This window comes from Segatella copri (assembly GCF_002224675.1).
Lineage (GTDB): Bacteria > Bacteroidota > Bacteroidia > Bacteroidales > Bacteroidaceae > Prevotella > Prevotella copri_U.
Map to the genome: position 1 here is coordinate 109,260 of NZ_NMPZ01000009.1, position 26,033 is coordinate 135,292.

23 protein-coding genes are annotated in these 26,033 nt (G+C 38.6%); 3 read left to right on the forward strand and 20 right to left on the reverse strand.

Features of this window, described 5'->3' with window-relative positions:
* Position 1: 1 nt before the first annotated feature.
* From CFT61_RS07365 to CFT61_RS07455, 19 genes are all read right to left on the reverse strand, one after another.
* Positions 2-2,041: a tetratricopeptide repeat protein gene (locus CFT61_RS07365; RefSeq protein ID WP_089543807.1), complete on the reverse strand. Its 2,040-nt coding sequence runs from the start codon at positions 2,039-2,041 to the stop codon at positions 2-4.
* A gap of 5 nt (positions 2,042-2,046) precedes the next feature.
* A complete protein-coding gene (locus CFT61_RS07370; protein WP_089543808.1) occupies positions 2,047-2,670 on the reverse strand; it encodes a hypothetical protein in 624 nt (207 codons plus the stop codon).
* A 37-nt stretch (positions 2,671-2,707) separates the two neighbouring features.
* Positions 2,708-3,142, reverse strand: a complete 435-nt coding sequence (locus CFT61_RS07375) for a hypothetical protein (protein ID WP_176425538.1) — start codon at positions 3,140-3,142, stop codon at positions 2,708-2,710.
* A 17-nt stretch (positions 3,143-3,159) separates the two neighbouring features.
* The gene (locus CFT61_RS16560) at positions 3,160-3,717 is read right to left on the reverse strand and encodes a hypothetical protein (protein WP_142990587.1); all 558 of its coding nucleotides are present in this window, start codon (positions 3,715-3,717) and stop codon (positions 3,160-3,162) included.
* Positions 3,718-3,734: 17 nt separating this feature from the next.
* Complete coding sequence (locus CFT61_RS07385) at positions 3,735-4,712, reverse strand: DUF4407 domain-containing protein (RefSeq protein WP_089543810.1); 978 nt, start codon at positions 4,710-4,712, stop codon at positions 3,735-3,737.
* A 28-nt stretch (positions 4,713-4,740) separates the two neighbouring features.
* Positions 4,741-5,373 (reverse strand): hypothetical protein, encoded by a 633-nt coding sequence (locus CFT61_RS07390; RefSeq protein ID WP_089543811.1) that lies wholly within the window; start codon positions 5,371-5,373, stop codon positions 4,741-4,743.
* 146 nt (positions 5,374-5,519) lie between these two features.
* On the reverse strand, positions 5,520-6,551 hold the full coding sequence (locus tag CFT61_RS07395) for a PrsW family glutamic-type intramembrane protease (protein WP_089543812.1): 1,032 nt from the start codon (positions 6,549-6,551) through the stop codon (positions 5,520-5,522).
* 158 nt (positions 6,552-6,709) lie between these two features.
* On the reverse strand, positions 6,710-8,185 hold the full coding sequence (locus CFT61_RS07400; RefSeq protein WP_089543813.1) for a helix-hairpin-helix domain-containing protein: 1,476 nt from the start codon (positions 8,183-8,185) through the stop codon (positions 6,710-6,712).
* Positions 8,186-8,196: 11 nt separating this feature from the next.
* The gene (locus tag CFT61_RS07405; RefSeq protein ID WP_089543814.1) at positions 8,197-9,633 is read right to left on the reverse strand and encodes a PP2C family serine/threonine-protein phosphatase; all 1,437 of its coding nucleotides are present in this window, start codon (positions 9,631-9,633) and stop codon (positions 8,197-8,199) included.
* Between the two features lie 4 nt (positions 9,634-9,637).
* Positions 9,638-10,690, reverse strand: a complete 1,053-nt coding sequence (locus tag CFT61_RS07410) for a TerY-C metal binding domain-containing protein (RefSeq protein WP_089543815.1) — start codon at positions 10,688-10,690, stop codon at positions 9,638-9,640.
* A gap of 61 nt (positions 10,691-10,751) precedes the next feature.
* Positions 10,752-12,761, reverse strand: coding sequence for an ATP-dependent DNA helicase (locus CFT61_RS07415; protein ID WP_089543816.1), 2,010 nt, complete (start codon positions 12,759-12,761; stop codon positions 10,752-10,754).
* A gap of 11 nt (positions 12,762-12,772) precedes the next feature.
* On the reverse strand, positions 12,773-13,438 hold the full coding sequence (locus CFT61_RS07420; protein ID WP_089543817.1) for an AIM24 family protein: 666 nt from the start codon (positions 13,436-13,438) through the stop codon (positions 12,773-12,775).
* Between the two features lie 6 nt (positions 13,439-13,444).
* A complete protein-coding gene (locus tag CFT61_RS07425; protein ID WP_089543855.1) occupies positions 13,445-14,083 on the reverse strand; it encodes a vWA domain-containing protein in 639 nt (212 codons plus the stop codon).
* Between the two features lie 63 nt (positions 14,084-14,146).
* Positions 14,147-14,785 carry a vWA domain-containing protein gene (locus tag CFT61_RS07430; protein ID WP_089543818.1) on the reverse strand — a complete coding sequence of 213 codons (639 nt, stop codon included), beginning with the start codon at positions 14,783-14,785 and terminating at the stop codon, positions 14,147-14,149.
* Positions 14,786-14,797: 12 nt separating this feature from the next.
* Positions 14,798-15,463 carry a TerD family protein gene (locus CFT61_RS07435; protein ID WP_089543856.1) on the reverse strand — a complete coding sequence of 222 codons (666 nt, stop codon included), beginning with the start codon at positions 15,461-15,463 and terminating at the stop codon, positions 14,798-14,800.
* Positions 15,464-15,482: 19 nt separating this feature from the next.
* Positions 15,483-16,124, reverse strand: a complete 642-nt coding sequence (locus tag CFT61_RS07440; RefSeq protein ID WP_089543819.1) for a stress protein — start codon at positions 16,122-16,124, stop codon at positions 15,483-15,485.
* Between the two features lie 2 nt (positions 16,125-16,126).
* Positions 16,127-16,768, reverse strand: coding sequence for a TerD family protein (locus CFT61_RS07445; protein WP_089543820.1), 642 nt, complete (start codon positions 16,766-16,768; stop codon positions 16,127-16,129).
* A 6-nt stretch (positions 16,769-16,774) separates the two neighbouring features.
* Entirely contained in the window at positions 16,775-17,347 is a 573-nt protein-coding gene (locus CFT61_RS07450) for a TerD family protein (protein WP_089543821.1), read from the reverse strand.
* Positions 17,348-17,479: 132 nt separating this feature from the next.
* Entirely contained in the window at positions 17,480-18,874 is a 1,395-nt protein-coding gene (locus tag CFT61_RS07455) for a hypothetical protein (protein ID WP_142990588.1), read from the reverse strand.
* 1,740 nt (positions 18,875-20,614) lie between these two features.
* Between CFT61_RS07455 and CFT61_RS07470 the strand changes: the two genes are divergently transcribed.
* Positions 20,615-20,881, forward strand: coding sequence for a hypothetical protein (locus tag CFT61_RS07470; protein ID WP_089543825.1), 267 nt, complete (start codon positions 20,615-20,617; stop codon positions 20,879-20,881).
* Positions 20,882-21,038: 157 nt separating this feature from the next.
* Here CFT61_RS07470 and CFT61_RS07475 read toward each other — a convergent pair whose 3' ends face one another.
* Complete coding sequence (locus tag CFT61_RS07475) at positions 21,039-22,796, reverse strand: ATP-binding protein (protein WP_089543826.1); 1,758 nt, start codon at positions 22,794-22,796, stop codon at positions 21,039-21,041.
* A gap of 535 nt (positions 22,797-23,331) precedes the next feature.
* On the opposite strand from CFT61_RS07475, the gene CFT61_RS07480 reads away from it, so the two are divergent.
* Both CFT61_RS07480 and CFT61_RS07485 read left to right on the forward strand, forming a co-directional pair.
* The gene (locus tag CFT61_RS07480; RefSeq protein ID WP_089543827.1) at positions 23,332-23,787 is read left to right on the forward strand and encodes a DUF6078 family protein; all 456 of its coding nucleotides are present in this window, start codon (positions 23,332-23,334) and stop codon (positions 23,785-23,787) included.
* Positions 23,788-24,049: 262 nt separating this feature from the next.
* Complete coding sequence (locus tag CFT61_RS07485; protein ID WP_089543828.1) at positions 24,050-25,936, forward strand: VapE domain-containing protein; 1,887 nt, start codon at positions 24,050-24,052, stop codon at positions 25,934-25,936.
* Positions 25,937-26,033: the final 97 nt, after the last annotated feature.

A 26,033-nucleotide genomic window follows, 5' to 3' on the forward strand; every position in this document is an offset into this window, starting at 1 on the left:
TTTAATTGATTTTTTGCTTATGTGTAATACGCAACACATTCTTCGTATTGTCTATTTCTATCTTTCCCAATTTACTCAGAACACTTTGTCCTAGAAGCAAAGGAGCAGCCTGATTGCGAACAACAGATGCCTTGATGTTATTCAGATGTAAAGAACCGAGTTTTACATCTTTCAAATTGATAACCGTACCTTCAGTTATGTTTCCATCAGCAGTCTGATAGTTCTGTTTCCCGATAATGTCTGAAGAAGACAAGAAGTCGTTCTTTGCCATAAACGTGGCCTCAACAGAAGAAATAGAAACATCAGTAGCACCAGTATCAAAGATGAAATGCAAAGGCAAGCCGTTGATAGCACACTTCACCTTGCAAACACCACCCTCTTTGGTAAATGGAATCTCTTCTACTTTCAATTCGTATGCTGAATCATCCCCATCTGCATCAGCGACTATCTCCAGCAGATGCTTCTCTTCATACTCTTTCATTAAGACCTTAAATTCTTCAGTATTGCGTATATTATTCAAATCTCGATCGCGCTTAATGTGAGCAAAACATCTATAACCATCCTCCAAAGACTGGCGAAGATACGAAAGAGCTTTTTCTTTCTCTCCCATTACAGAGTAAAGACATGCAGCATCATAACAATTACCCTTTTTATCTTTATCAAGTATTGTATTCAAAATCTCTATAGCTTTATCTTTCTGTCCCAAGTAATAATAAGCATAAAAAGAGCATTCAGCTTCTTCTGGTATAGAATCCAAACGAACAACTTGCTTGAAATCAGACTCAGCCTTAGCATTTTCACCTTTCAAACGATATAGAACACCCCTATTCAAATACGCATAAGCCACATTTGGCTGCAAGGTAATTGCCATGGTATAGTCTTCAATAGCTTCTTCAACATTACCAGAATGGTCTTCAAACCAACCTCTTCTATAATAGCCTTCTGCCATATCAGGATTATTTGCGATATATTCCCCCATTACCCTTATGGCTTCCTTTGAACGCCCTGCATTATCAAGAATATTTGCCTTTTGATACAAATAATCTGATTTTACTGAATCCAAAGCAATCGCTTGGTCGCAATATTCCAAAGCCTTGTCATAATCACCCAATTCATCATAACAACTTGATATGTGACTTGCTGTTATGATATTAGATTCTTTCTCCAAAGATTCCTTGTAGTATGCAATAGCCTTGTTATACTTAGCAGCTCTTTCATACACTACACCCAAATCATAGGCCCAACTTTGCTCATTTGGCTCTTTTATTTTTTGAGCCTTTAGTTTTGCCACTGTTTGTTCAAATGCAGAATCAGCTAACTCTTGCAATTCATAAAAGGCTTTTCTATCTTTATCTATACCCAATGCCGTTATCACATCATCAATTGCCTCGTTATATTTCTTCAATCCGATATAGCTCTCTGCACGGAAAGAATACGCTGAAGAGTAGTTCTGGTCCAACTTTACAACGTAATCAAATTGCTTGATGGCATCCCCATATCGTTTCTGGGCATTTGCATTTCTGCCGATACCCATATAGCCCATCACGTCACCAGCTTTCAAAGAAATCATCTTTTGATAATCCTTATCTGCCAAATCATATTTTTCTTGCTCATAATACACTTGTGCCCTTTGATTATAAAGACGGTCATCATCTGGCATAACATTTATCGCCTGGCTATAATCTTTTAAAGCTTGTATGGTATCTTCCAAGTTTAAATATACTTGAGCTCTAGTACCATAAGCAAAAGCCTTATACTCCTTATCCTTGGATGGAATTTTCTTCACTGCAACGTTGGCAGCCGTCAAAGCTCGTCCAAACTCTTCGTTATAATTTCTCACCAAAGCTATCCATGCAAAGGCATAGCCATTGTCAGGATGTTCATTGATTTCCTTGTTCAGGTAATCGAGAGCTTCCTCTGCATTATTGTTATTGATAGCTTCTACCCCCCGACTATAATTATAGCTATCAGGTCGTTTGATGTTATCAGCCAACATGGCTGATGAACACAACACTAAAATTGATAAGATAAATTGTCTCATATCATTTACTCTTTATTAGTTGTCACTTCGTCTTCTCTTCTTAACTTGTCCAACTCTTCTCTAAAGCTACGCTGAACATCAAAGAATCCTGCTAGCATCGCCGCAAGATAATTCTCAATATTTGGAATCTGCGGAACCAACAAGCACTGGCGCTTGGTATGAACAGCAAAATGCTGCCCTTCCAGGTCTATTGAATAGACCATTGTCAAGAAAGAATTGATATTTATCGTATTGATTGCTTTGCGGATATGGCATATATCATCAAGGTCATCCAAATCGACAGTACCCCACCCAACATCCCATATTCCTATCATCAAACATTCCTTCCAAGTATCTATACGGAAATTTTCTCCTTGATAAGTGAAGTACATTGTATATTCATTCTCTTCGTCAAACTGCACTTTGCAGTTCAACTTACGCAAGATTTCTACACACAAGTCTCGTGTACTTATATTTTGGTTCTCTTCCATATCATTTTTGTTTAAAGGTAACACTTCTGCACTCACTGACATATTTGGTGCATTAGCAATGCTGTCCATTTCTTTCTCTGCTCTATCTTTCTTATTTTTGTAATTTAAGAAATAACAGAACAGGACTATTGTAATGAGTATTGATAAAAATTCTATCATATCAAAATATTTTTATTCCGAAATAAAAGACTATTTTTTATTTACCCACGGCATTACCTTGTCCTAAACTATTCATTCTTGTAGATTCCAAAAGAGGGAGGTTACTTTCTGTCGGAATATAAATGACCGTCTTGTCACTCAAATCAGACTGCTGACGAACCCAAAGATACTGAATATAGGTTGGGGTTATGCTTCCATTTTCTATTTTAATTGCTTCAGCCGCACCTTTAGCTCTTTCAACCTCTGCCTGAGCATTCAGCTTTTCTGCTTCAAGATTAGCACGAGCTTCTTCTATTTTAATCTTACGATTTTGCTCTGCCTTGGCAAACTCAGCCTTTCCTTCCATTTCTTGTGACCAAACATTATACCATGGACGAACAAAAGCCATTACTACAAAAAAAGCAACTATGCCACCAATGACTTTTACCACCAACTTGACAAGAGATGGAGTTATATTGTAATTTGCACCCATTTTGTTTCTATTTTTTATCAGAAAACTTCATTTTCACTACTCTGCATTGTACTAAAGTTACCATTCTGTTGAGGTATCAACTCATAGTTAAGCCCTTGATAATCCAAAGTAACTTGCGAATCCTTAGAGAAAGACTCATTAGCTACAAAACCACCAGTATTTCCTCCTGCCATTTTTTTATTTGGATTCCAACCTCTTCCTCCATAAAAGAACACCTGATAAGTCCCATTAGGAATAGAAAACTCATAAGAATCTCCGGCTAAGAGATAAGCATTTCGAACAATATTCCCATTATGCTTAATGATTACGACCACGTCACATTCAGAATTTACAGAAGTAGAAACTGTTATTGTAGAGGAACTACCATACAAACTTGCATTATCATAAGGTACAGCACCCGTTTGCAAATGATTATCGATGTAAGGATTTTCCTCAACTGTAGATGTTACTGTAGATGAAGACCTATAAGCATCTTCATAATTACGGTTATTGGGATTTGGTTTTGTCACATTGCCACAAGAGCTAAACAAAGTAGAAACCAATATCAAACCCAAAGTCATTTTTCTTAAATACATATTTCTATTTTTACTTATTAAACATTTATTTTAGTCTGCACTCTGTTGAAAGCCATATTAAATTGAGCCATTCTAACTTTCTCTGCCCCTACGATGGCCATTTCATAGTCACATTCTTTATCTCCCATTTTGCTTGCTACGACAAAGAGTTCCAAGCTCATTAGCAATACGAAGAACACTGCATAAAATGCACCTGCAACTTTTCGGGTTGTTATGATAGAGACCATCGCTTCCAATTCCTCCAAGAATCCCACATTAGCCTGACATTCCTTTCGAGTATATTCTTCCATAGTCAACTTTTTCTGTGTCAATTCTCTTTCTTGCAAATCCAATTGCTTGATTTTTTCATTGTTAGCCATAACAATAGCTTGTTTTGGATTAGCAACCTGATTGGTTGTCACAGAAGGATTATTCACCGTTTTAATTTTTCCATTCACGACCAGCTTTTCTTGGCTATTCGTCACCGACTTCTGAAGAATCCAAGGATGAGCATTTATATCCGCCTGCATTTCTGTATTCAACTTATCCAAAGAGTCTTTCTCTGTATGGATGGCATTTAACTTGCTTTCGATAATTACAACTCTCTTTTGAGTAAGGTCAACTGTCTGTTGCTCTATGGTATCTGCCATTTGCTTGTCTATGTCTTTTCCAAACATAGTCTGGTCAAAAATCGTAGAACCGACCACTGCCATCACGATAGCTATCACAAATCTGAAAGTAGCTAACATCTTTGTTGGATGTATTGCCAATAATATCTGTCGTTCTATCATTACAATGATTGTCACAAAGACCAAAGACACCAATGCACAGCCCCAAATAGGAAGACCGATATATCTTTGAGCGAAACAGAAACCAATGATGCTCCATACTATCATCAAAATAAGTAACGCAGAAGTATATTTACTCAACTGACTTTTACTTGCCTCGGAACACTGTCCCAAAACATTTGCATTCCAACCTGTCAGTTTACAACCAAACTTAATCCACCAACTCATAAGGCATTCATTTTAATAGTTCGACATTTTAAGAAGCAATGGCTTGGTTTGCTACGCCAACATTACAGTTTGGCATCTGAGGCATTTTTGCCTTGGCATTAGAGCCACTCATTGCTATAGTTGCAATACCTCTCAAGAAGCCACAATCATACGACTGCAATGGAATAGATGCTTCATTGGCATTGTTTCTGAAATCAGCCTCCAACTTTCTCAACTCTTCTTTGTGAGCATTTATCAACGACATTGTCTTCCCGATTTCAGCAACGGTGGTCAACAAACCTGCAGCATTACAGGTATCGATACGAACCAGTAGGTCTTGCTTCATCACATCATAGTTGAGATTGATTTCTCTGAACACCATGAGTATCTTATTACGAATGAGACTCATATTTAAATCACGAAAAGCCATGTCACTTTTGACCATAGCATCAGCAAAGCCTTTATCCTCATAATTCTTATGAAGATAACCATAGATAACATCTATAGGCCAACCTGTTGCATAAGAAACAGTCAAAGACTTATTCTCTCTTGAAGCCTCTTCCTTTACTGGTGCAACACTCTCAACCACCTCCTTTGCTTCAGAAGGTTCTACTACTGGAAGTGAAACTGTAGCTGCGCTCTCGTTGTCACTTTTCTTGTTAAAGATATTAAAGATACCCATAATCTCTTGAATTTTTAATTGTTATTATTTTTATTTTCTGGTGCAAAGGTATTGCTTTTCTTTCAACAAGACCGAGAACCCCTAACGTTACACTCACTATACACTCTTTGACACTAACATTTGCATGCAAGGTTATAAGTCATTCTTTATTGCCTTAATTTCGACTGATAATCAACGCTTTGCTTCAAATACATCATCAAAAGCATCAAACCCAAGAACACCATAACAAGCGAAATAGCCCCTAAATCAGCAAAGGAGTCATATAACCCATGAACTATAGCAGGAATACTGACTGCAAGAACATATAATCCTCGTCTATACTTTGGATAGAGATGAGCAAACGACAAGAAATAACCTGCAATACCGCACCAACAAGCATGAAGGAACGGCAAGCTTGTCAATCTTGCAATGTTCAGGAAGAACGAAACATCATACGTCTGCTCAGCATTTACCGTCATCTGATATTGAACTCCTTCAAAAACTCCAAAAGAGATTCCTGCCATCAAGCCATAAAACACCATCGTTTGAGGTATTAACGGTTCCTTTGCATTCCTTAATATAATAAGGAGCGGTATCATCTTTCCGAATTCTTCCGTAAGTCCAACTCCAAAGACATACCCAAGAATATTAAAAGGAAAATGCACACCTGTAAAAGCATAGAAAGGATTGACTTTAGGTAAACCTAACAAATCCCATGCAACAAACACACAAAGTTGAGTCAAAAAGAATACATTCAAAGTTGTCTTCAACTTGACCTGATGAGTTTTGAAACAAGCATAGAAGAACAAGCCCCAAATTATTGAGAAGTACAATGAGACCTCATAAAAAATGAAAAATCCTCCTAATGGTATGGTCATGATAATCATTGGCAACAATCCCACTAAAGCCAAGATTAAGAATCGCTGATCTGAAAGGAATTGCTTGGAAAACAACTTGGCTTTCGGGAATATTAACTCCGAACCTATCGCAGACAACTGTGCTAATACATTTCCTTTGTTTGGGACATGACTCTTTAGGTTAGCTTGTTTCAAATAAAAGCCAACCGTCCGTTCAAGACTATCACCATCGGCAATAGCCTTGTCCTGCTTTAGCACCTCCCCATTGTTGACATACGAGAGCAAAGTTTGCTCATCGTATGGTCCAAAGCGATGATTGTTGCGGATTACATAAATGACCATCTTATCCAAAGAGTTTATCCATTAACTTATTCCAACCCAATTTTATCAAACCAAACAACAAGATTCCACAAATAATTATGAGTGCCAAAAACACTTTTGTTGTCCAATCTTCATCTCCACCAATAAGCCCCCAAAAGATACCACCCAAAAACATAATATTAATTATTTACAAGTTGTACTACTATCAATCTACCTCCCTGACTCTTATCAAGCAATATCTGCCTACCATCTGTCAAAGGCACATATTCCCCAATACCAATAGGCTTTTTATCCGTCGCATCATACATATCTGGCAAACGGCGATTAATGAGAATCCATTGATTATTAAAGAAATGGAAGTCACCTACAGGTTTTTTATCCTCATCTGTCGTTTTCTCATTTGCAGAAACAAGACGATTAGAATGCCACTTATACAAAGTCTGCTTATCATACACCATCAATCTGTAATTCTCAGACATATACTTTCCGTGAGAAGGTGCATAATAGAAATTGAGAATAGGCAATTGCCCTTTATATTCTGTTCCACAGAAAGGACATCTTGGCTTGGTAGTATTGTCAAAGACATACCAATGCGCCTCACATTTCGGATTTTGACAAGGTTGAACCAGATCACAAGTTTTAACCAAAGCATCTTCCCATTCGGCAGCACTTGGACGAGCAGAAGGATTATGAAGTCCATCTATAAAAGCTCTATCAAATAACTTTTTCAAATACGGACCACAAATTGTATATGGTAGTTTTGTAGGGTCACCTTGTGGCAACTGACTCTTATCTAGATCTTGAGGTTTTACACGATTTGTCTTATCTGTCGGATGCTCTATAAATAAAGCCTTTTCTCCCATCGACAACTCTTCATCTTTTGCAGGATCTATATCCCATACTTTGCCACCTCGCAGAGGATGACGATTTAGCAAGTACATATATATGAGCACAGCTAAAGCATGACGGTCTGTTGCGATACTCGGAAGTTTTTTATTAGGATCGCCAATCTTCAAGCCTTTGGTTTCCATAACCTCAGGTGCTATAAAATCAGGTGTACCTAAAACTCCTGCATCATATTTTCCAGGAACAACCAATTCGTCAGCATCAATAATACAAGAATTACCAGAAATAGGATCTACAAGCACATTTTTATACGATAAATCAGAATGAGCAAGACCGGCAGCATGCAACCTTCTGACAGCACGAGCTAGTTTTAAACACATGTGTAAATCAGAAAGCCAAGTACCCTTTTGGTCTGCTGGGACAAAACGATTTCTCAATTTTGCAGATGCAAACCATTTACCTTCTTTTTCCTTACCATCAAAGGGCCCACCTTTAAAGAAATACTTACTTGGATAAAAGGGTAAGACCACACCGATCTTTCCATTCCATTCAACAAGTCGATCTGGCATAATTAAATAGTCTTTCCAATATTTACCCTCTACAGTCTCAAATATTCGTTTATGGTAAGGGCCTACAATATTTTCCAAACGATTTTTATCACTTGGTGAAAGAGTCTTTCGATAAAAAGCGACAACGTATGTCTTGTCTATTGAAAAATAAACATCCTTGACACCACCTTGAGCTTTGATTTCATCATAAAACTCAACGGTTGTGCCATCAGATGCCTTTAATATTACTTTATTTGCCATAATATACTTTTCTAATACAATATTGCAATCGTTCTATCATCATGGTTACCTGGTGACCAGAAGTCTAGCCAGTTAAGAAGTTGTTCTTTGGCTGCTTCATTATCATCAGACAAATCCACCCCTTTTTCCTTTAAATCATTCCAAAGTGCATCCCATTTATCAGGATTATTCAAGTTTGCGTCTGTTTCAAACTTTGGGTCACTTACGCCATCTGTCATCAAGAACAATGCAGTAAAGTCTGGAACTATATAAAAGCGAAGACGCTGGTATAAAGCTGTCGCATCCTTGAATATCTCTGGCATTGTCAAAAATCGAGTTTGACCAGCAAACTCTCCCTCATCAGGTACACCAAGTAATTTTATGGTATGCATCTCTTTATCATAGAGACATATTGCACCATCGCCAACCCAAAAAGATGCAACAAACCAACCATAACTAAACTTCTTGCAAATCGTCAACAATAAAGTCGTAGCATAAATCTTTGTTGGTTGATTTTGTGCAGCAGCCTCAGCATAAATTGCTTTTTGAGCACGAAAGGCAGCCGTACCAACAATCTTGTAGATATAATCCCCAACCATTTTACGAGCCTCGCTTTCGCTGTCTTCCTTAAACTGGTCATATGTATCTATCTCTTCTTCAAATTTCTTACTATCCAACAATTGCTCCTTGCAATAATCGACTGCCGTTTCACAAGCTATTCGAGAACCTTCACGAGAAAAGGGAGCAGAACCAGCTCCATCAGCAACAGCCATAATATACCATCCATTTTCAAGATGAGCCATTTTGAAATGGTCATCACGAGGTTTTGCTTCTTGGGCATGCGAACGGCCACGCTTGCTGGCAGCTACAATATCCTTTTGAGGAGCACCGTCATCCAGAGCCTCAACCTTCACATATTCACATTGTACATCTTCATTCTGATAACGTGGTTCAGGCATATTTTCCCAATCCACAGGTAAATTCTTCCACAATTTACGTGGGTCTTGATTGATGACAAAAGGAATCTTACGTTCTAAGACGGGTCTATCTTCTGGCAAGAATATACCTTTATATTTATAGCATAGCGTCAATTCAAATGTTGATTCAGCCGTTGCTGTACCACCATTACGTAATGGCTCTAAAGTTGGTAAACCACTAATAGTAAAACTATGTCCATCCTCCGCCACAGTTATCGTTAAACCATGCATTTCTTCTGATATGCCGCTTACTTCAACAAGCACCATATTTTCATCAGGAACGTTCACTGTCTGTGAATATTCCTTTCCTTCTTTAGCATTCGGTATCGAAAATACTAAAGACCTTACTTTATTTTCTGCAACTAAAATATTGTCCATCAGATGTTCTTTATATTGATTCCACAATTTGTCTGAAAGGAACTTCAAGAAGTCTTCCACCTTCTCGTCGTTCTTCCCTTGACAAACTATATCTATTATCTTTTCTACATTCATAGCTTTATCCTCTTCCTCTTGTTATATCAGCTCCACCTGCAGCAATCTCACCCAAAGAGCCTTCCATACCACACCAAGGGCAAGCTGTCGTATTTCCGTCTGAACACATAATATTACCACATTCACAGACCACTACACCTAATTGTGCGCCACAACAAGGACAGGTTGGTACACCACGCAAAGCAGTAGTATTGATACTCTGGTTAGAATTTCCATCAGACAAGCTATTATATGTTTCTTCATCTATAGGATAAGCACCAACCAACTTAAACTCATTCTTCAATAAGCCAAGGTTTCCGTAATCCATGTCCTTGTACTCAGCCATTCGTTTTGCATATTTTACGAGATAAGTTTTCTTGGTATTGGAGCATTTGCCTACCAACACTACAAAATTCTCATCTATGATACAAGGCTTAGAAGTATCTACCTTTTCAAGATTTATACCAGATGTAGGTGCCAACTTTACGTCATCATCACCCATATCCGTCACAGAAACGCTTGTTGCCTTGATGGAAGCAGTAACCCATTTGAAGAATGACTTGAACGAAATTTCATCAGTATTATTCAAACGAAGCACATTATCTGATATTTGTCCCAGCAACTGCGTATTCGCATTATCACCGATAGATATTGCTACAATATTAGCTGAATGACGATACTTCTGATTCCAACGAGTGAAAGCTGAAGTTGGATCATCTGTAGGAGTTCCATCTGTAAAGAGGAAAATGATTGGTTTCCAATCACCTTTTTTCTCCAAGGTTGTCTTCACTAACGACTTGTCCATATCATCCATCAAAAAGTTAAGAGCAGCACCTAAAGACGTACCTCCACCAATAGGAAACGTTGGAGGATAGAATTTATACAATTCCGTCAAAGGCGTCACACTTTTTGCTTTACCAGCAAAAGCTATCACTGATATATATGCTGTTTCAAGAGCATACGGATCGGTACGCAATTCTTGAACTATCATTCTCATACCATCCTGCACTTGCTGGATTGGCTCTCCTACCATTGACTCTGATACGTCAACTAGGAAATATATAGGTAATCTTCTCATTGTTAAAATATTATTAAATTGTCAATTTCATTGCATTATTATCAATATTTGAATCAACATATTACGTAAGTTTTACTGTCAATGTTCTATTGTCTAATTGGCATTGCTTTAGTGGATGTCTTATTACATCCGTATAAATCTCAAATATCACATTCAATGCATTCAGACATCTCTTTTCCGTGTAATTGCCAACCAAAAAATCATCAATCATCCGTGAATAATCATCTGTTTGATACGTAGACATAATAAGTTCCATAACCTTTTGCAATTCCCAAAATGCTTTTTCATATTCTCCAGAATGAACCAATAACTTAAAAGCATTAAGAGAATGAATCATCAATTCTGCGGAAGACATACAAACTTCTCGTTGTCGAATAAAACATATAAAATTGTCACATATAGGATTTGCAACTTTTATTGTTTCGTTCCGAACACTAACAGCTTCTTGCTTGTTTTCTGTAGTTACTTGTTGATTTACTCTCAACTTATTTAAAAACTCGAAAATTTCATCATCAGAAATTATGTCGCTATATGTTATTGGCTTTGTCAAGTATAAATCTTGCAGAGATTTTGCACGACTCAAAGCAACATACAATTGTCCCGGAGCAAAAATATGACTTTTCAAGTCTATAATAACCTGATTATAAGTTTGTCCTTGTGCCTTATGTATCGTAAAAGCATAAGCAAGCTTTATTGGAAACTGATTCGTACGTTGTACAAAAGGAGTCTTTCTCACTAATTTATGCTTTTGCTCATCATATATCATCTCATAGCGATACTCTGTCTTTTGACTTGCTTTGTATCTATCATTGGGATTTGGGCACATGATTGACATCTTATTTTTATCAAGAAGAATAGTAAAATAGTCACCATTAAAATCTAGAATAGTACCAAAGTCCCCATTAATGTATCCCATTCGCTTACTACTTTTGGTAAGAACAACTCTTGCACCTATTTTAAAGATAAGTTGCGAATCATAAGCTGAAGGTACTATAATTTCTCGAATATCTTCCTTTGAAGGTAATTCACTATGTTTCAAGGTTACAGTTTCATCACTATTTCTCTTACGAATAACATACTCCGCATCTATCGTAGTCTTTACCCCTGGCAATTCCTCTAGCTTTTTTGTATTTACATTTCTCACTTCTTCATTCGAAGAGGCAATATAGACAGCATCTTTTGGTAAATCTTTATCATCAACAACTCTTCGATTTATTTCATTGATTACCTGAACTTTTCGTTTCTCGCTCATTGGCTTTCTGAATTCATCCAATATCTTAACAAACTCAGAATCATTTTGCTGACGATAAGATTTTGCTAATTCAAAAAGTTTTACATTATCTAGTTCTTTTTGTATAATGTGACTATTAAAGAAATAGATTCCTCCATATTCCCTTTTCAAATATTCATATACTGCATCATCACTTACTATTGGTGGAAGTTGGAATAAATCTCCAACTAGTACAACAGCAATGCCGCCAAATGGCAAAGTATTTTCCAATGCCTTTTGACAAATTTGATTCATCATTTCAAATAAGTCTGCACGAACCATTGATATTTCATCTATGACAAGAAGTTTTACTCCTATCAATGAATGACGAATAGAAGCAACTTTACCTGATGTTATATTTTCTGGATTCTGATATCCCTCATCTAAATTATCAAAAGCACCATAAAAGAAAGAATGCATAGTCCTTGCACCTTTATATAATGATGCCGCTAGATTTGTAGGAACAAGCACCTGACAGCCTTGAACCTTTTGGGTGATTCTATTAATTAGATAAGTCTTTCCGCATCCTGCCTTCCCATGTACAAAAGTTATGCCAGAGGGAGAACCCATCAAATAGTTATATACCTCTTCTTGTGTACTACATTTTGGCTCTATATAAGAAACATTATCTGCTATATTCATAGGGTGCACTACAGAATCCCCATTCGTTTCGGGAAGAATTATCGGCTTATCAATTTGAATAGGACGCATATTAGTCCCCTCTCCCTTGTTTTCTGTTTCCTGGGGAGAGTTTAAACGAATTTTAAGCAAACTTAATACATTTTTTAAAAAGCTGTTCATACACAATAAACTTAGTTATTTTTATAAACTATCATCGGAAGAGGACTCAGATAGACCTTACCAGGTCCTATCACCTTCATCAAACTCAATCCCTCTCCTCGCAAAACATTACCAACAGACCAACCTGCCTGAATCTGTGAAGAAGAGAAACCTTTGAAAGCTACGATATGATTTTCATCAATTTCTATCGTTTCACCAATGCCCAGAATCTTTTCTATTGGGGAACCAAGGGAATCAAGAAAAACAGTAGCATTACCATCTATCTTTTGGAAAAGTCCTACTCCACCCACTAATCCTTGAAGGCTTATATTAAGGTTCAAGTTTATCTTATTCGTGGATGCAACATAATGTCCACGACGACAGATTAAGTTTTCTCCTTGCAATCTAATAGGAACGAGAGCACAACAACTACCTGAAAGTACCATTTTTTTCTCCATATTTGTTGGATTATAAAAGCGGATTATCAATATTGATTCACCTGACAACGCAGATTTCAAGACACCACCCAAAAGGCTTCCCAATCCACCATTGCCAGAACCACTTCCATTAAACTCCACATCACGTTGCAAAGCCTCATCAACATAGACAATACTTCCACGCTCTGCATAAAACGATTCTTCTGGTGACAATGTCACTTCAAGAGTCTTATACTCATATCCTACTATCTTGCAATTCATATCACTTTATACCACTAAATTTACTTCTGTTGGAGGTGCAGGCAGTTCTACCGGGTCAGTAACACCCATCGTCTTACCACCTCCTATGATATTGATTGATACCCATTGGAAGAACTTCTTGAATGTATTACTATCCATTGTGTCAAGTGTAAAGACATTGTTAGTAAGCTTCTTCAAAGGTTCTGTTTTTGCCTTAGGTCCTGCAGCACAAGCCACAATATTTGTGAACTGATGTGCTTTGACCTTTGGTATCACATTATCGTATGCCAACAAATCCGAAGGTTTTCCATCTGTCAAGATAAACAATAATGGCATCCAATCGCCTTTTTGCTCTTTAGATCCCATATTCACCTCTGCATCATATCGTTGACACAACAATTCCAAAGCTGCTCCCATGTGAGTTGGTCCAGCTTCAGGACAAGCAATCTCCGGCAATTGAAGGTTCTCCAATTCGGTCAAAGGAAGAATTTGCTTGACATCCTTATCGTATGTTATAATACTGATACAAGCCGTTTCCAAAGCGTATGGATCCAATCGCAAAGATGCTATCATATCCGACAGTCCCACCTTCACAGACTCTATAGGTTCACCTTTCATGGAACCAGAAGTATCTATCAATATATAAACAGGTAATCTTCTACTCATAATTTGTTTAAAGATTAAATTATAGATGATGCTCTTACGAAAGAGCACCATCCTTAATAAAATTTATACTACGATATTAACCTCTGGTGGTGGAGGTGGCAACTCACTCATTGTTGTAGCTTCGCAAGCAGTATCCTCAACAGATTTACTACTTGTACTGATTGAAGCTGAGACCCATTTGAAGAAAGCCTTGATAGTCGCACTATCGGCAGTATCTAGCTGAACCACATTTTCTGTGATTTGCTTCAACGTATTGGTATTAGCACCTTGACCAGCAGCACAAGCTACAACCATACCACACTTACGCTTCTTGAATTCCTCAAGTCCCTTTGTAATAGAGTCGGTCGGTTCACCATCTGTCATAATGAAAACCAATGGTCGCCAATCTCCCTTTACCTCAGCTGTGGTCTTTGTAATCTCACTATCTATCTTCTGCGATAGTAGTTCCAACGCACCACCTAATGCTGTGCAACCACTTGCATCAATGTTTGGCTGTTGGAATGCCGCCAACTCTGTAAGAGGTGAAACCTGCTGTGCAGATGTATTAAAAGTGATAATACTGATATACGCTGTTTCCAACGCATACGGATCACTTCTCAACGTGGAGATAAGCGTTTGAACGCCATTTTTCACTGCCTCGATAGGTTCACCATACATAGAACCCGAAGTGTCGAGGAGTAGATATACAGGTAATCTTCTCATTTTATAAACATTTTACTTTGAATAATCTCTTGCCACACGAACAATGGTTTGTCCGATAGTTCTATCTTCAAACGCATCACCGATTGCTGCAAATTTCCATTCACCATTGCGTCGGTACAACTTACCCATTACAAGAGCACGCTTACCTACACATTCTGTCTTAGTCGCTACATTATATTGAGCAAACACTTGCTTAGGTGGTCTTTCAGGTGTACCCTCAAACATACGAATAGAAGCATATGGAATTCCTGAGAAATCACCACTATATTCATTATTATTATATATGTTCAAAAAGAACACGATAGAGTTCACATTATAGCTGACACGATTCAAGTCAACAGTAATAATCTCATTGTCAAGACCATCATCTCCATTTTGATCACCTGTTAGGTCATCACCTGTATGATGAAGAGCACGATCATTTGAATCCAACTTGCCTTGAGGTAGTTTGCCATTGAATTGATATAAAGGAGACCAAATATGGTCAACCACATTACCATTAGCATCAAACATCATACAACTAAGATCCAAATCAACATCTACAACAGATGTAGACAAACCAAAGAAAGTTTTCTTAATGATAGCTCCCCAGTTACAACCAACACAAAAGTTGGTCAATTTCGCACCAGTCTCTTTTTCAAGATTAATGCGTTGTCCTTTTTCAAGTTTTATTGCCATAATTCTCAAGTTTAAATAATTAATCTTTACTGCCAGGACTATAATTGAATCCCCATCCATATTGTTTGTCACAATCACGATGTCCATCATGAAATGTTACCAGTTTCTTCACTGTAATAGAATTATCACCAGCAAAATCTAGCTGGGCTATTGCACAGAACTTTTTGTCACTGTACTGTTGCCCCATTTTCACGATGACATCTTGATTGCCTGGAACTTTGACTTTTACAACAGCATTCGTCTCCGACCATTTAGCTACGCCTTCATAAATAAAGGTATAAACTATAATGCGCTTGATTTCATTGATACCTACAGGATTCACAAGAATGGTTTCTCCTGAAGAGGCACCACCTCCACGATCATCGCCTTGATGCCATATATAAGGAGCCATATCATAGCAACCTTGGCGAGTCACATGATGACGATCACCTCCTCTACCATGAGAAAATTGCAAACCATCTATCAGCATTTTCTTGCCATTACGCAATTCATAATAACAGCCTAAATCCAGATCAATGGCATTACCAAAGAGATTTTTGAAAAATCCCCCTTTACTCCAGTCAAGATTGATAACAATCTCACCTGCAGAAGGTTTGCCCGCTGTAGGCTTTTCCAAATTAATACGATGAGTATCACCGCTCTTTTCTAGAATGATTGCCATAATTACATAAATTTAGAAGCATACTTTCTGCAAATAGGTTCTAGTCCATCTTTATGAGCCTCACCTACTGCCTGGAATTTCCATTCAGAACCACGACGATACAAACGACCAAATTCAACACCTTTATCGGTAGAGAAGTCTTCATCCAAATCATAACGGCAAATAACCTCTCCATTTATTGCATTCTTAATCTGAATATATGCATCACGAACCTGACCAAAATTATACTTCATTCGTGGAGCATTCACAGGGTCATTTGCATCTGATGGACTCCAATAGATACTTGCTGTAAAAAGGATTTCTTGCACCTTAGCCGAAGTTTTTGTCAAATCCACTTCAATTTCCTCATTTCCCTCTCCAGTATCATCGTCATCATCACCTAAATCGTCAACGGAGCCAAGGACACTTTTGTCCACAGAACACGGACGTACTTCCCCATTTACTTCTATAGTATTTGGTGAACCATAGAATACGAAATCATATTCGTTTTCTATCTGCCCATTGCTACCCAACAGGAAAGTTGATGCATCCAAATCATATGCAGGGTCTGCATTTGGATTCACCTTCCATCCCATCTCTACCTTCAAACGAGTCAAACCAGATTCGATTTCAACTCGTTGACCTTTAATCAAATTAATAGCCATAAGCGATTATGCAAATTGTTTAGCATATTTGTTTACGAGAGCCTGCAGACCACCTTTATTACCATTACCAATAGCCTCAAACTTCCATTCTCCATTATGACGATACAGACGACCAAACTCTACAGCTGTCTCTATAGAAAAGTCCTCATCCAAATCATAACGAGCTATCTCTGTATTTGTCTTTGCATCATAGATACGAATATAAGAATTTCGTACTTGACCAAAATTCTGGCGACGTTCATCAGCTTTATAAATAGTTGCAGTAAAGATTATCTCTTTAATGTTTTGACTAACCTTTGTCAAGTCAACATTCAGGGTTTCATCATCACCACCATCACTATTTCCACCAGTCAGATCATCGCCTGTAGATTCCACAGAGCCATCTGGAGCTTTCTGATTTCCATAGAATACAAAGAATTCCTGTTGTGGAATCTGACCATTCTCACCCAACATGAAAGCAGAAGCATCCAAGTCGAAATCATAACCAGAACCCTCATTTGGATCCCAACCGAGTCCTACACCTACTAATGACAGCCCCTTATCCATACTAATGCGCTGTCCTTTTTCAAGATTGATCATATTCTCAAATATTTAAATTGTTATTATTATCTGTTTGATGGTGCAAAGCTAATCATTTTTCTCTATACCTTATTAAATATGCAAACGTTGCAAGCTAGCAAGAGTAAAAAGTCTAATAAACAAGTTGCAACCTTACAAGGCTGAGATTCTTTGCCATTCATCAGAATCCGTTAATTGTTTTATTCCCTCATCTATACCATCCTGATAAGTCATCAAATCTGCCGAGATTCTTACTCCATAGTTACCATACATATTACGCTGTATTATATAGTCTTCTGCATGGAACAAAACATCATTCAATTTCAATATCTGTTTTTTCAATAATGCAATCATTGGCGCACGAGTTGCATAATCCAAGATATTAGGAGCTTTATCAGCCTCACCGCCAAACTTCTTATAGATGATTTGATATTTCTTCATAATAGCAGCCATTCTTTTTTGATATCTTTCAAGTTGTTTGGCAGTTACAGGCTTATTAAAGTTGATACCTCCACTCATAGACTCTAACAAAAACAAAGCATATAATGCCTTTTCCCTTCTGTGGATTTTCTCCAACTTGACATCTGCCTCAGGAAAATAAATTTGCTCTTTTAAAGTATCAATGACAACAGAACTCTTCACACCCTTACGAAGCATTAGAATATCAAAGATCTGCTTATAAAAACCACGGAAAATAAAACGGCCAGTTTCTTCTTGCAAATAATTCAGTCTTAGATTATGATAGTTCTCAGCCAACAAATCCAATATCTTACGAATAGTACCAAGAGCTTCATCCTCTATTTCTACAAGCAAGAAATTCGACACCATTCTATCATTAACAAAAGATTCCCCAATCTTTATCATGAAAGAAGGATTTACTAGTCCAAACTCTTTCACATTCAATTTCGCAGCCAATAGGTCTTTACAAAAACGTTCTGTTGACAAGCTACGCAACTGCTTAATAATAACTTGCAGTCGTTCATAGCTTACCTTAGGATATAAGAAATCTGCAATCTGATACAAATCCGTTTCAGAAATACTTTGATAATGTTCCGCTATTTTTGGCAAATAAACAAAATCAAAACCCGCTAACCGTATCTCCGAACAGATTTCCCGATAACTATTTTGAATTTGCTCATTGATTTTCTTATCAAATTCACTTTCAACATAGAGAATTTGAGTATCTTCAAATTTTATTTCAGATGTATCAATGGAAAGTACAGTTACCGAACTTCCCATATTGATAGTCATACAACAACGTAAAGCTAGAATCAGCAAAGCCTCTTCCCTTGCACAATAATTGTCAGACATTGCCGTTTGATTGAAATCACCAATCAAATCATGCTTAAGACTATCATCAGCCAAAAGAAGTTCGTTCAAAGCCGCCGCAAAAGTATAGGAGGCAGCAGCTACTTCATCTTCCTTCTTGATTCCATATTTCTCACGCAAAGAATCAAGAAAGATAATCTCTCTTGCATCAATGATACCATCAGCCTCTATCAAATCAGAAACTATTCTCATTATACTTGCACGTTCAGACTGCCTCATGCCTTTCCTATTTAATGACAGAGGCTCCCAACCTGCCAGATTATTATTAAGGTATATATACAAAGAAGCGCGGAGCCAGTCTGTTGCCCGTTCCACGCTATTAAGGCCTTCGCATTGCCCTGTCTGTCGAAACGAACAACGCTGGAAGCCCCACGCCGATGTAAGTATATAGCACCACCTATCAACTCATTGCCGAAATGCTATGAGCCGACAAGGGCTGTATATATAATACATCCCAAGGGGCGTCCCCGTTGCTTTGTTCTTGACAGACATTTGGAAGTTGCGAAGTTCTAATAGCGTCAAAACCAAAGCGTACAGTTACGCCTTTTATGTATATATGTCCATCCCACCTTCGCCCAGTTGGAGCTTCCAGTAAGGATATGACTCCGCAAAAGTAACAATTATTATCGAATCTACAAAATTTTTAGCCATAAAGTTTCGAAAAAAGTTGTGTGAGGGGACACAAATGGGAAGAAGAAGTAGTCTTACTTGGCAAGGAGGTTTAGATTTTGGGGAATGTTTCCACATACTTTCCTCATTTTCCACGCCATCTACTTTTGGTACACAAAGCATAATCACCTGACAATCAACCCATATCATTTTCATTCTTCTTTTTTGCACACTGATTGTGACTATGAATTGCGGGGGCGATAATGAATCCACAAAAAAGAAAGAAAGTAAGTAACATTAAACAGAAGTTGGCACTCCTATCCAGCCACAGGCTACCACTGAGGATTCTACACAACAGGAGACTACTCTACAGCAGGAGGCTACAGAGACTGAGCAGCAGACAAATGCTGAATAAGAATTCACAAGGGCTCTGTAGAGTTCAATTGAATTCATTTTGCAGACGACATATTAGAATAATAAGAAAAGCATAGAATCCTGCTGGCAGTGATGCCAGCAGGATTCTGCGCTTTTTGATACAGAAGCATACACATGGATTTCTAAAGAGCAAGCCAAAAGTTTAAATCTATTAAACATTCCCAGTTTTTGACATTTGTGTCATTTTTCGGGAATGAACACACGAAAAGCCATTGACATCTTACTTTCTGGGGCTTACGTTACAAGATTTTGAATGCAAAAGCCCACAAAGGAGCCGACTTATTCCCGATTTTTGTCATTATGACACTTTTCGGGAATAAAATTCTTTTTTTCCGATAAATAGCGTACCTTTGCATTCCCGAAAGTTGACACTAATGACACTTTTCGGGAACGACTATGATTATAAAAAGAGATTATTAGTTTGCAATGCCTGATGATGACAAAAGAGAGCAAGAATGTGCTTCATTAAAAAGAATCGACGATTCCTTTAAGAAGATAATCATAATGCGCGATGACATAAAACCATATCATGACAACAATGGCTTTTATATTGTCGGATTAATGGATTTCTTGCTAAAGCCAGATTTGATGGAACAATTATAGAAATCGGAGAAAGAATCCATTCGTCATGAGTGGACTCTTTCTTTTGAAAATCATAGCTTACCTATTATTATATGGTTGGGTACCTTACATTCCCCAACTTTTCGGGGAATGTTTCCACATACTTTCCTCATTTTCCACACCATCTACTTTTGGTACACAAAAACGCAAATACCTGATAATCAATATATATAATTTCCGCCCATCTTTTTTGGCACGCAGATTGTGACTATGAATAGCGGGTTCGACAACGAATCCACAAAAAAGAAAGAAAGTAAGTAACATTAAATAGTAACATTTAAAAAATATACGATTATGAAGAAGTTTATGTTTGCAGCTATCGCAGCTATGGTAATGGTTTCAGTAAGCAACGTTTTTGCATCAAGCAGAATGGTAGGTAACGCAGAGATAGCACCAGTTGATACCGTGGCTCCAGATGCTCCTTCAGATACAACAGAAATTGGCACTCCTATCCAGCCACAGGCTACCACTGAGGATTCTATCCAGCAGGAGAATACTCAGGAGGAGACAACTCAGCAGCAGGAGACTACAGAGACAGAGCAGCAGACAAATGCAGAGTAAGAATTCAATAGAGCTTTGTAGAGTTCAATAGAGTTCATCTTGCAGACGACATATTTAAGAGAATTAATAGGGAAAGCGTAGAGTCCTGCTGGCTGTAATGCCAGCAGGACTCTACGCTTTTAAAATTATCGAAAATATCCATAAAAGAATGCTACAATCAACACACCACTTCCTCCATTCTCACCAACTTGCCAGCAACAAACTGCATGATGATTTTATGGAGCGTTGTACCTTGGCGCAGAGCCTCAACCCTTGGAGCCATGGCATATCGCTTGATCTGTTCCTCTGCCTCTTGCCATTGTACTTCTGCCTTGGAAAATTTGCCATCCTCAGGCTTTGCCTCATAATCTTTCTTTGGCAACACCTTCAATTCCAATATATAACTATGTTTGGTTGCATAATGGGTAAGGTTTGGCAAAAGAAAAAAGTCACAATAACCATGATTCAATTCCAGCTCAGGAGCGGTATAATAGTAATTGTTCAAATTCAGATATGCCATGAAGAAACCTTGAAGATTGCGCTCCGACTCGATACCGTCACGAACAGATGAGACATCCTCATACGCCTTTGCCATTGCCTCCAAAGCATCACGCCACTTCCCCTCAAGAGCCATGTAAGTAAACAGTATCTTCATCTGAGTTAAGTCCACAAACTTTTCCTCCTGGTATTGCTCCAACAAATAGCCATAATACTGCTTACGAACATTATTGTTTGGAATACCCAATATCAGCATATCACCGAAAGTATCCTTTATAGTAAGCATGCCATAATAGAACAGCAGACTGGTGAATGTTTGAGGATTAGTCAACCTACTGGCAGGGAATGTATTTTCCAAGCTTGTCACTATCTGCCCCGTCTCGGCTATCGTGCGAATAATGCCTTTGCGATCGCCATCCAACTTATCCAACTGAAGAAGTTTCTTCATTTTGTTGTAGTCAGTCATCGTGTTTGGATCTATCATCTGCTTTGGAGCCTCGCCTCTATCCATGTAGTTTCGGAGATAGTAGATTACCATATCACAATTGAACACTTTACTCTGATTTTTCAAGGCATCCTCAGAAAAACAATAATTGTCGTACCAAGGTTTCATCTCGTCTATCATCACCTCGATATCACTTGTTGCAGGAATTCCCCCCACCTCTTTATAATAAGCAAACATCTTGCGTACTTCTTCCAAAGAAAAGCCTAACATCTGATTGAACTCCGGCTTGGTAGAGATATGCCAGCCAATATTGAATCCACTTGTCACATCGTCCAGGGTAACAGGACTGACACCAGTGATGAAAATACGCTCAAACATACCCTTGAACTTCTTGAAGACATCACGATAGAAGCCATCGGCATGGGTGATTGCCCAATATACCTTCTCGCCCTGTTCATTGAGCACGGTATTGGTGAAATTGTCGTATTCATCGATTATCAGATAGAGAGGAATGCTCTTGGTCGCAGTCTCATCTTGAAGCAAAGCCAGTTTCTCCGTAGCTGAATCCGTTTTAAAGAACTTCTCCTTAAAATCTGTCAGATAAAACTCTTGGTAAATTCGCATGAAGCCATCCAATTTGACACGCAAATACATATCGAAGTTTTCCTCCAACTTGTCAATACTACCACCTACATACGAGAAATCAAGGTGAAGAACCTGATACCTTCCCTGTAAGGGAGTAGGATGCTTACCTACCCATAAATCACCGAAAAGAGTTTGGAATTTCTCTTTTTTGCTACAGTCATAGTAAGCATGGAGCATACTCAGGAATATGCTCTTACCGAACCGACGTGGACGAATAAAGATGATGTTGCTAGGCTGGTTTTCCAACAAAGGCAAATACATCGTCTTATCCACATAATATTGATTTTGTTCAATAACAGCCTCAAAGTCATTGATACCGTAAGGCAAACGTTTCACATTCTGCTTCATAATTGCTCCTTTTCTAGTTGAGTAAGTGGTTACGACAGAAATCTATCAGATATAGCCAATATCATGCTTCATTCTGTCTCAGGATACACTATCTTCTGCAAAGATAAACAAAAAGCATGAAACCCGCAAAAGATTTCGTACTTTTTATATGTTTTTGGATGACCTTTATGAGTAAGCAACGTTTTTGCATCAAGCAGAATGGTAGGTAACGCAAAGGATTCATCGCGCGCATACTCATAAATAATTTTTCTCAAAAAAAGTATCAAAGTCTCATTATTTATATAAAAAATAATGTTATATATCTAGTTCTCAGATTATTTTATCGAATGAGACTTCTCAGAAAATGGCGAAAGAAGTATCATGGAAGTATCATAAAATTATGGAAATGCATCATAAAAATACTAATAAGAAGCAGAAAAATGCTATTAATAGGCGGAAATAAGCTACTAAAACAGATAAAAAATTCTTGTTTTCAGACAATAAATACCCTTTTTTCTCGTTATAATAGAAATGTTTCATTAAAAACATAACCTATATGGATGAAAAGGAACTTTTGAAAAAGGCTTTCGAATACGGAAACGTTCCTAGCCTCATCACCTATTGCTTCACCGAACCATGTCCGATGAAAGACAAGTGTATCCACTATCTATCCGGCCTCTACAAAAACGAGAAGACTGATAGAGGAGATGCCATTTTCCCAAATGCCCTGAAAAACGGGAAATGCAAATACTTCGCTCCGCTGCGTGTCGTGAAAATGGCATGGGGATTCGACAAACTATTTGCCGAAATGAAAGTGAAAGACGCACCTGCATTGCGCGCCGAAATGAGAGACTACCTCGGTAGCAAAGGACAATACTACCGATACAAACTGGGACAACTGAAACTCCTCCCGGAACAGCAGAAATATATCAAACAGCTCTTCGCCAGATACGGATATAAAGACGTTGAGTTCGAACACTTCTCTGAAGAGATTGACTTCACAAACATCTAATCTTTCCAAGAATTTATTGTTCTACTTTTTCCGTTCATCAGTTGTTCCCTCTATGCCCATTAGTTGATCCTACCATGCCCGTTACACGGGCATCCATAGCCCACCAAGTGGGCATTCACAGAACAAGGGCTGGGCAACAAGTGCCCATAAGGCGGGCAATGAGTGCCCAAAAATCGTGACCAGTTTTGGGCAACACAGAAAAGAGTTTATAGTTTACAATTTATAGTTTACAGTTAACACTTAACCATTAACCAGAAATACAATGAAGGTAACTATCGTACATACAAATAATAAAAAACAGCTTCTCGTAAGTACCAAGACGATGGAGAAGCTGATGGAACGATTCGCCAGAGATGATAGCAAACTGACTATCACCCATTTCCGTGAACACGTTCCGTATCTTAGCAACAACTATGAAGGCTACAAGGATATGCCGAAATGGATTCACATCTATCCCGCAGCTGAATTCGTCAAAGACGAAAACAACAACCTGAAGATGAAGGCTTTCAACGGCATCCTGCTGCTGAAATTTGGCAACATCACCGATGTGGATGGTGTGGAGGGTATTAAGCGCTCGGTAGCCATTCTGCCTTCTACCCTTGCTGCCATCACAGGTGCCGACGGAAAGACTATTATCGTTCTGATAAAATTCCAGGGCGAAAATGATTCCCTGCCTACATCTGAAGCGGATGCCGAGCATCTCTACCGCATCGCTTACCAGCAGATTTTCCCTGTATATCAGGCTATTGTCAAGGCTTCGATTCTTGTAGATGGTCCGAAACCTTCTATCGAGGCTGGCTCTACCCTATCCCAAGAGCCTTCGATTCACAACAGTTTCATGATGACGATCGATGCGGAGCCTTATTTCAACGGCAAGGCGGTGGCGATGAAGATTGATAGTCATGCACGATCTCAAAGCCCAGCTCCCAGCACGGATAATCATCAGCTGACAATTCCTGACTTCAGGGCTCCGGAAGGAGGAAAGAAAGTTGACAAGAACAGTATTCGCGAGAATATCGTGAACATGATGCAGCTGCTGAAAAGCAGATATGATTTCAGATACAACACGGTGATGAAATTCGTGGAATACATACCGAAGGACAAGGGATGGTATGGCTACCAACCTGTGGATCCGAGAGTGCAGAAGCGTATGACGCTGGAGGTGCAGCTGGCTGATATCCGGGTGAGCATCAAGGATGTACGTAATTTCCTTGAGTCTGATTATATCAAAAATTATAATCCGATAGATGAATATCTCTTCCAATGCTACGACAAATGGGATGGAAAGGATCATATCCGTGCCTTGGCCCGCACGGTGCCTACCGCCAATCCTCACTGGGCAGACTGGTTTTACACCTGGTTCCTGGGCATGGTAGATCAGTGGCGCGGCTATTCACATCGTCAATACGGCAACTCGGTGGCTCCGCTTCTCATTTCCAAACAGGGTTACAACAAGAGTACTTTCTGTCGCCGACTGCTACCGCCGGAACTGCAGTGGGGGTATAGTGACAATCTTATTCTGTCGGAAAAGCGTCAGGTTTATCAGGCGATGGCGCAGTTTATGGTTATCAATCTCGATGAGTTCAACCAGATTTCGCCACAGGTGCAGCAGGGATTTCTGAAGAATCTCATCCAGTTGCCTACGCTGAAATACAAGCCTCCGTATGGCAGTCATGTCATGGAATTTCCTCGTCTCGCCTCGTTCATCGCCACGAGCAACATGAAGGATATTCTCTCCGATCCATCCGGCAACCGAAGATTCATCGGTGTGGAACTGACGGGGCCTATCGACGTGAGCGTGCGTCCGAACTATCAGCAGCTTTTTGCCCAGGCACTTTCTGCCTTGCGCAATGGCGAAAAGAGTTATTTCGATGCGCAGCAGGTGAAGCTGATCATGAAGAGCAACAGCCAGTTTGAGGTAATCCAGCCGATAGACCAGTATTTCCTACTCTATTTTGAATTGGTTGAGGATGAGAAAGAGGGTGAGTATCTTACTGCCGCCGAAATTTTCGACTATCTGAAGAAGCAGATTGGTTCATCGCTCAAGGTAAACAGCCTGATGGGATTCGGCAGAAAACTGGCGAATATGAGTGAGTTGAAACACAAGAGATTTGCAGATGGAATGAAGTATCTCGTAAAGAAAAAGTGAAATAATGATACTTCTATGAGACTTTAATGAGACTTCCCGGCACCAAAACCGAGAAGTCTCATTCTTTTTATCTTATTATCTATCAAGTCTTTAAGTC

What these genes read in the sequence shown, in the direction of transcription:
- CFT61_RS07365 (WP_089543807.1), bottom strand. Translation starts at nt 2,041, where the DNA reads ATGAGACAATTTATCTTATCAATTTTAGTGTTGTGTTCATCAGCCATG.
- CFT61_RS07370 (WP_089543808.1), bottom strand. Translation starts at nt 2,670, where the DNA reads ATGATAGAATTTTTATCAATACTCATTACAATAGTCCTGTTCTGTTAT.
- CFT61_RS07375 (WP_176425538.1), bottom strand. Translation starts at nt 3,142, where the DNA reads ATGGGTGCAAATTACAATATAACTCCATCTCTTGTCAAGTTGGTGGTA.
- CFT61_RS16560 (WP_142990587.1), bottom strand. Translation starts at nt 3,717, where the DNA reads ATGTATTTAAGAAAAATGACTTTGGGTTTGATATTGGTTTCTACTTTG.
- CFT61_RS07385 (WP_089543810.1), bottom strand. Translation starts at nt 4,712, where the DNA reads ATGAGTTGGTGGATTAAGTTTGGTTGTAAACTGACAGGTTGGAATGCA.
- CFT61_RS07390 (WP_089543811.1), bottom strand. Translation starts at nt 5,373, where the DNA reads ATGGGTATCTTTAATATCTTTAACAAGAAAAGTGACAACGAGAGCGCA.
- CFT61_RS07395 (WP_089543812.1), bottom strand. Translation starts at nt 6,551, where the DNA reads ATGGTCATTTATGTAATCCGCAACAATCATCGCTTTGGACCATACGAT.
- CFT61_RS07400 (WP_089543813.1), bottom strand. Translation starts at nt 8,185, where the DNA reads ATGGCAAATAAAGTAATATTAAAGGCATCTGATGGCACAACCGTTGAG.
- CFT61_RS07405 (WP_089543814.1), bottom strand. Translation starts at nt 9,633, where the DNA reads ATGAATGTAGAAAAGATAATAGATATAGTTTGTCAAGGGAAGAACGAC.
- CFT61_RS07410 (WP_089543815.1), bottom strand. Translation starts at nt 10,690, where the DNA reads ATGAGAAGATTACCTATATATTTCCTAGTTGACGTATCAGAGTCAATG.
- CFT61_RS07415 (WP_089543816.1), bottom strand. Translation starts at nt 12,761, where the DNA reads ATGAACAGCTTTTTAAAAAATGTATTAAGTTTGCTTAAAATTCGTTTA.
- CFT61_RS07420 (WP_089543817.1), bottom strand. Translation starts at nt 13,438, where the DNA reads ATGAATTGCAAGATAGTAGGATATGAGTATAAGACTCTTGAAGTGACA.
- CFT61_RS07425 (WP_089543855.1), bottom strand. Translation starts at nt 14,083, where the DNA reads ATGAGTAGAAGATTACCTGTTTATATATTGATAGATACTTCTGGTTCC.
- CFT61_RS07430 (WP_089543818.1), bottom strand. Translation starts at nt 14,785, where the DNA reads ATGAGAAGATTACCTGTATATCTACTCCTCGACACTTCGGGTTCTATG.
- CFT61_RS07435 (WP_089543856.1), bottom strand. Translation starts at nt 15,463, where the DNA reads ATGGCAATAAAACTTGAAAAAGGACAACGCATTAATCTTGAAAAAGAG.
- CFT61_RS07440 (WP_089543819.1), bottom strand. Translation starts at nt 16,124, where the DNA reads ATGGCAATCATTCTAGAAAAGAGCGGTGATACTCATCGTATTAATTTG.
- CFT61_RS07445 (WP_089543820.1), bottom strand. Translation starts at nt 16,768, where the DNA reads ATGGCTATTAATTTGATTAAAGGTCAACGAGTTGAAATCGAATCTGGT.
- CFT61_RS07450 (WP_089543821.1), bottom strand. Translation starts at nt 17,347, where the DNA reads ATGATCAATCTTGAAAAAGGACAGCGCATTAGTATGGATAAGGGGCTG.
- CFT61_RS07455 (WP_142990588.1), bottom strand. Translation starts at nt 18,874, where the DNA reads ATGAGGCAGTCTGAACGTGCAAGTATAATGAGAATAGTTTCTGATTTG.
- CFT61_RS07470 (WP_089543825.1), top strand. Translation starts at nt 20,615, where the DNA reads ATGAAGAAGTTTATGTTTGCAGCTATCGCAGCTATGGTAATGGTTTCA.
- CFT61_RS07475 (WP_089543826.1), bottom strand. Translation starts at nt 22,796, where the DNA reads ATGAAGCAGAATGTGAAACGTTTGCCTTACGGTATCAATGACTTTGAG.
- CFT61_RS07480 (WP_089543827.1), top strand. Translation starts at nt 23,332, where the DNA reads ATGGATGAAAAGGAACTTTTGAAAAAGGCTTTCGAATACGGAAACGTT.
- CFT61_RS07485 (WP_089543828.1), top strand. Translation starts at nt 24,050, where the DNA reads ATGAAGGTAACTATCGTACATACAAATAATAAAAAACAGCTTCTCGTA.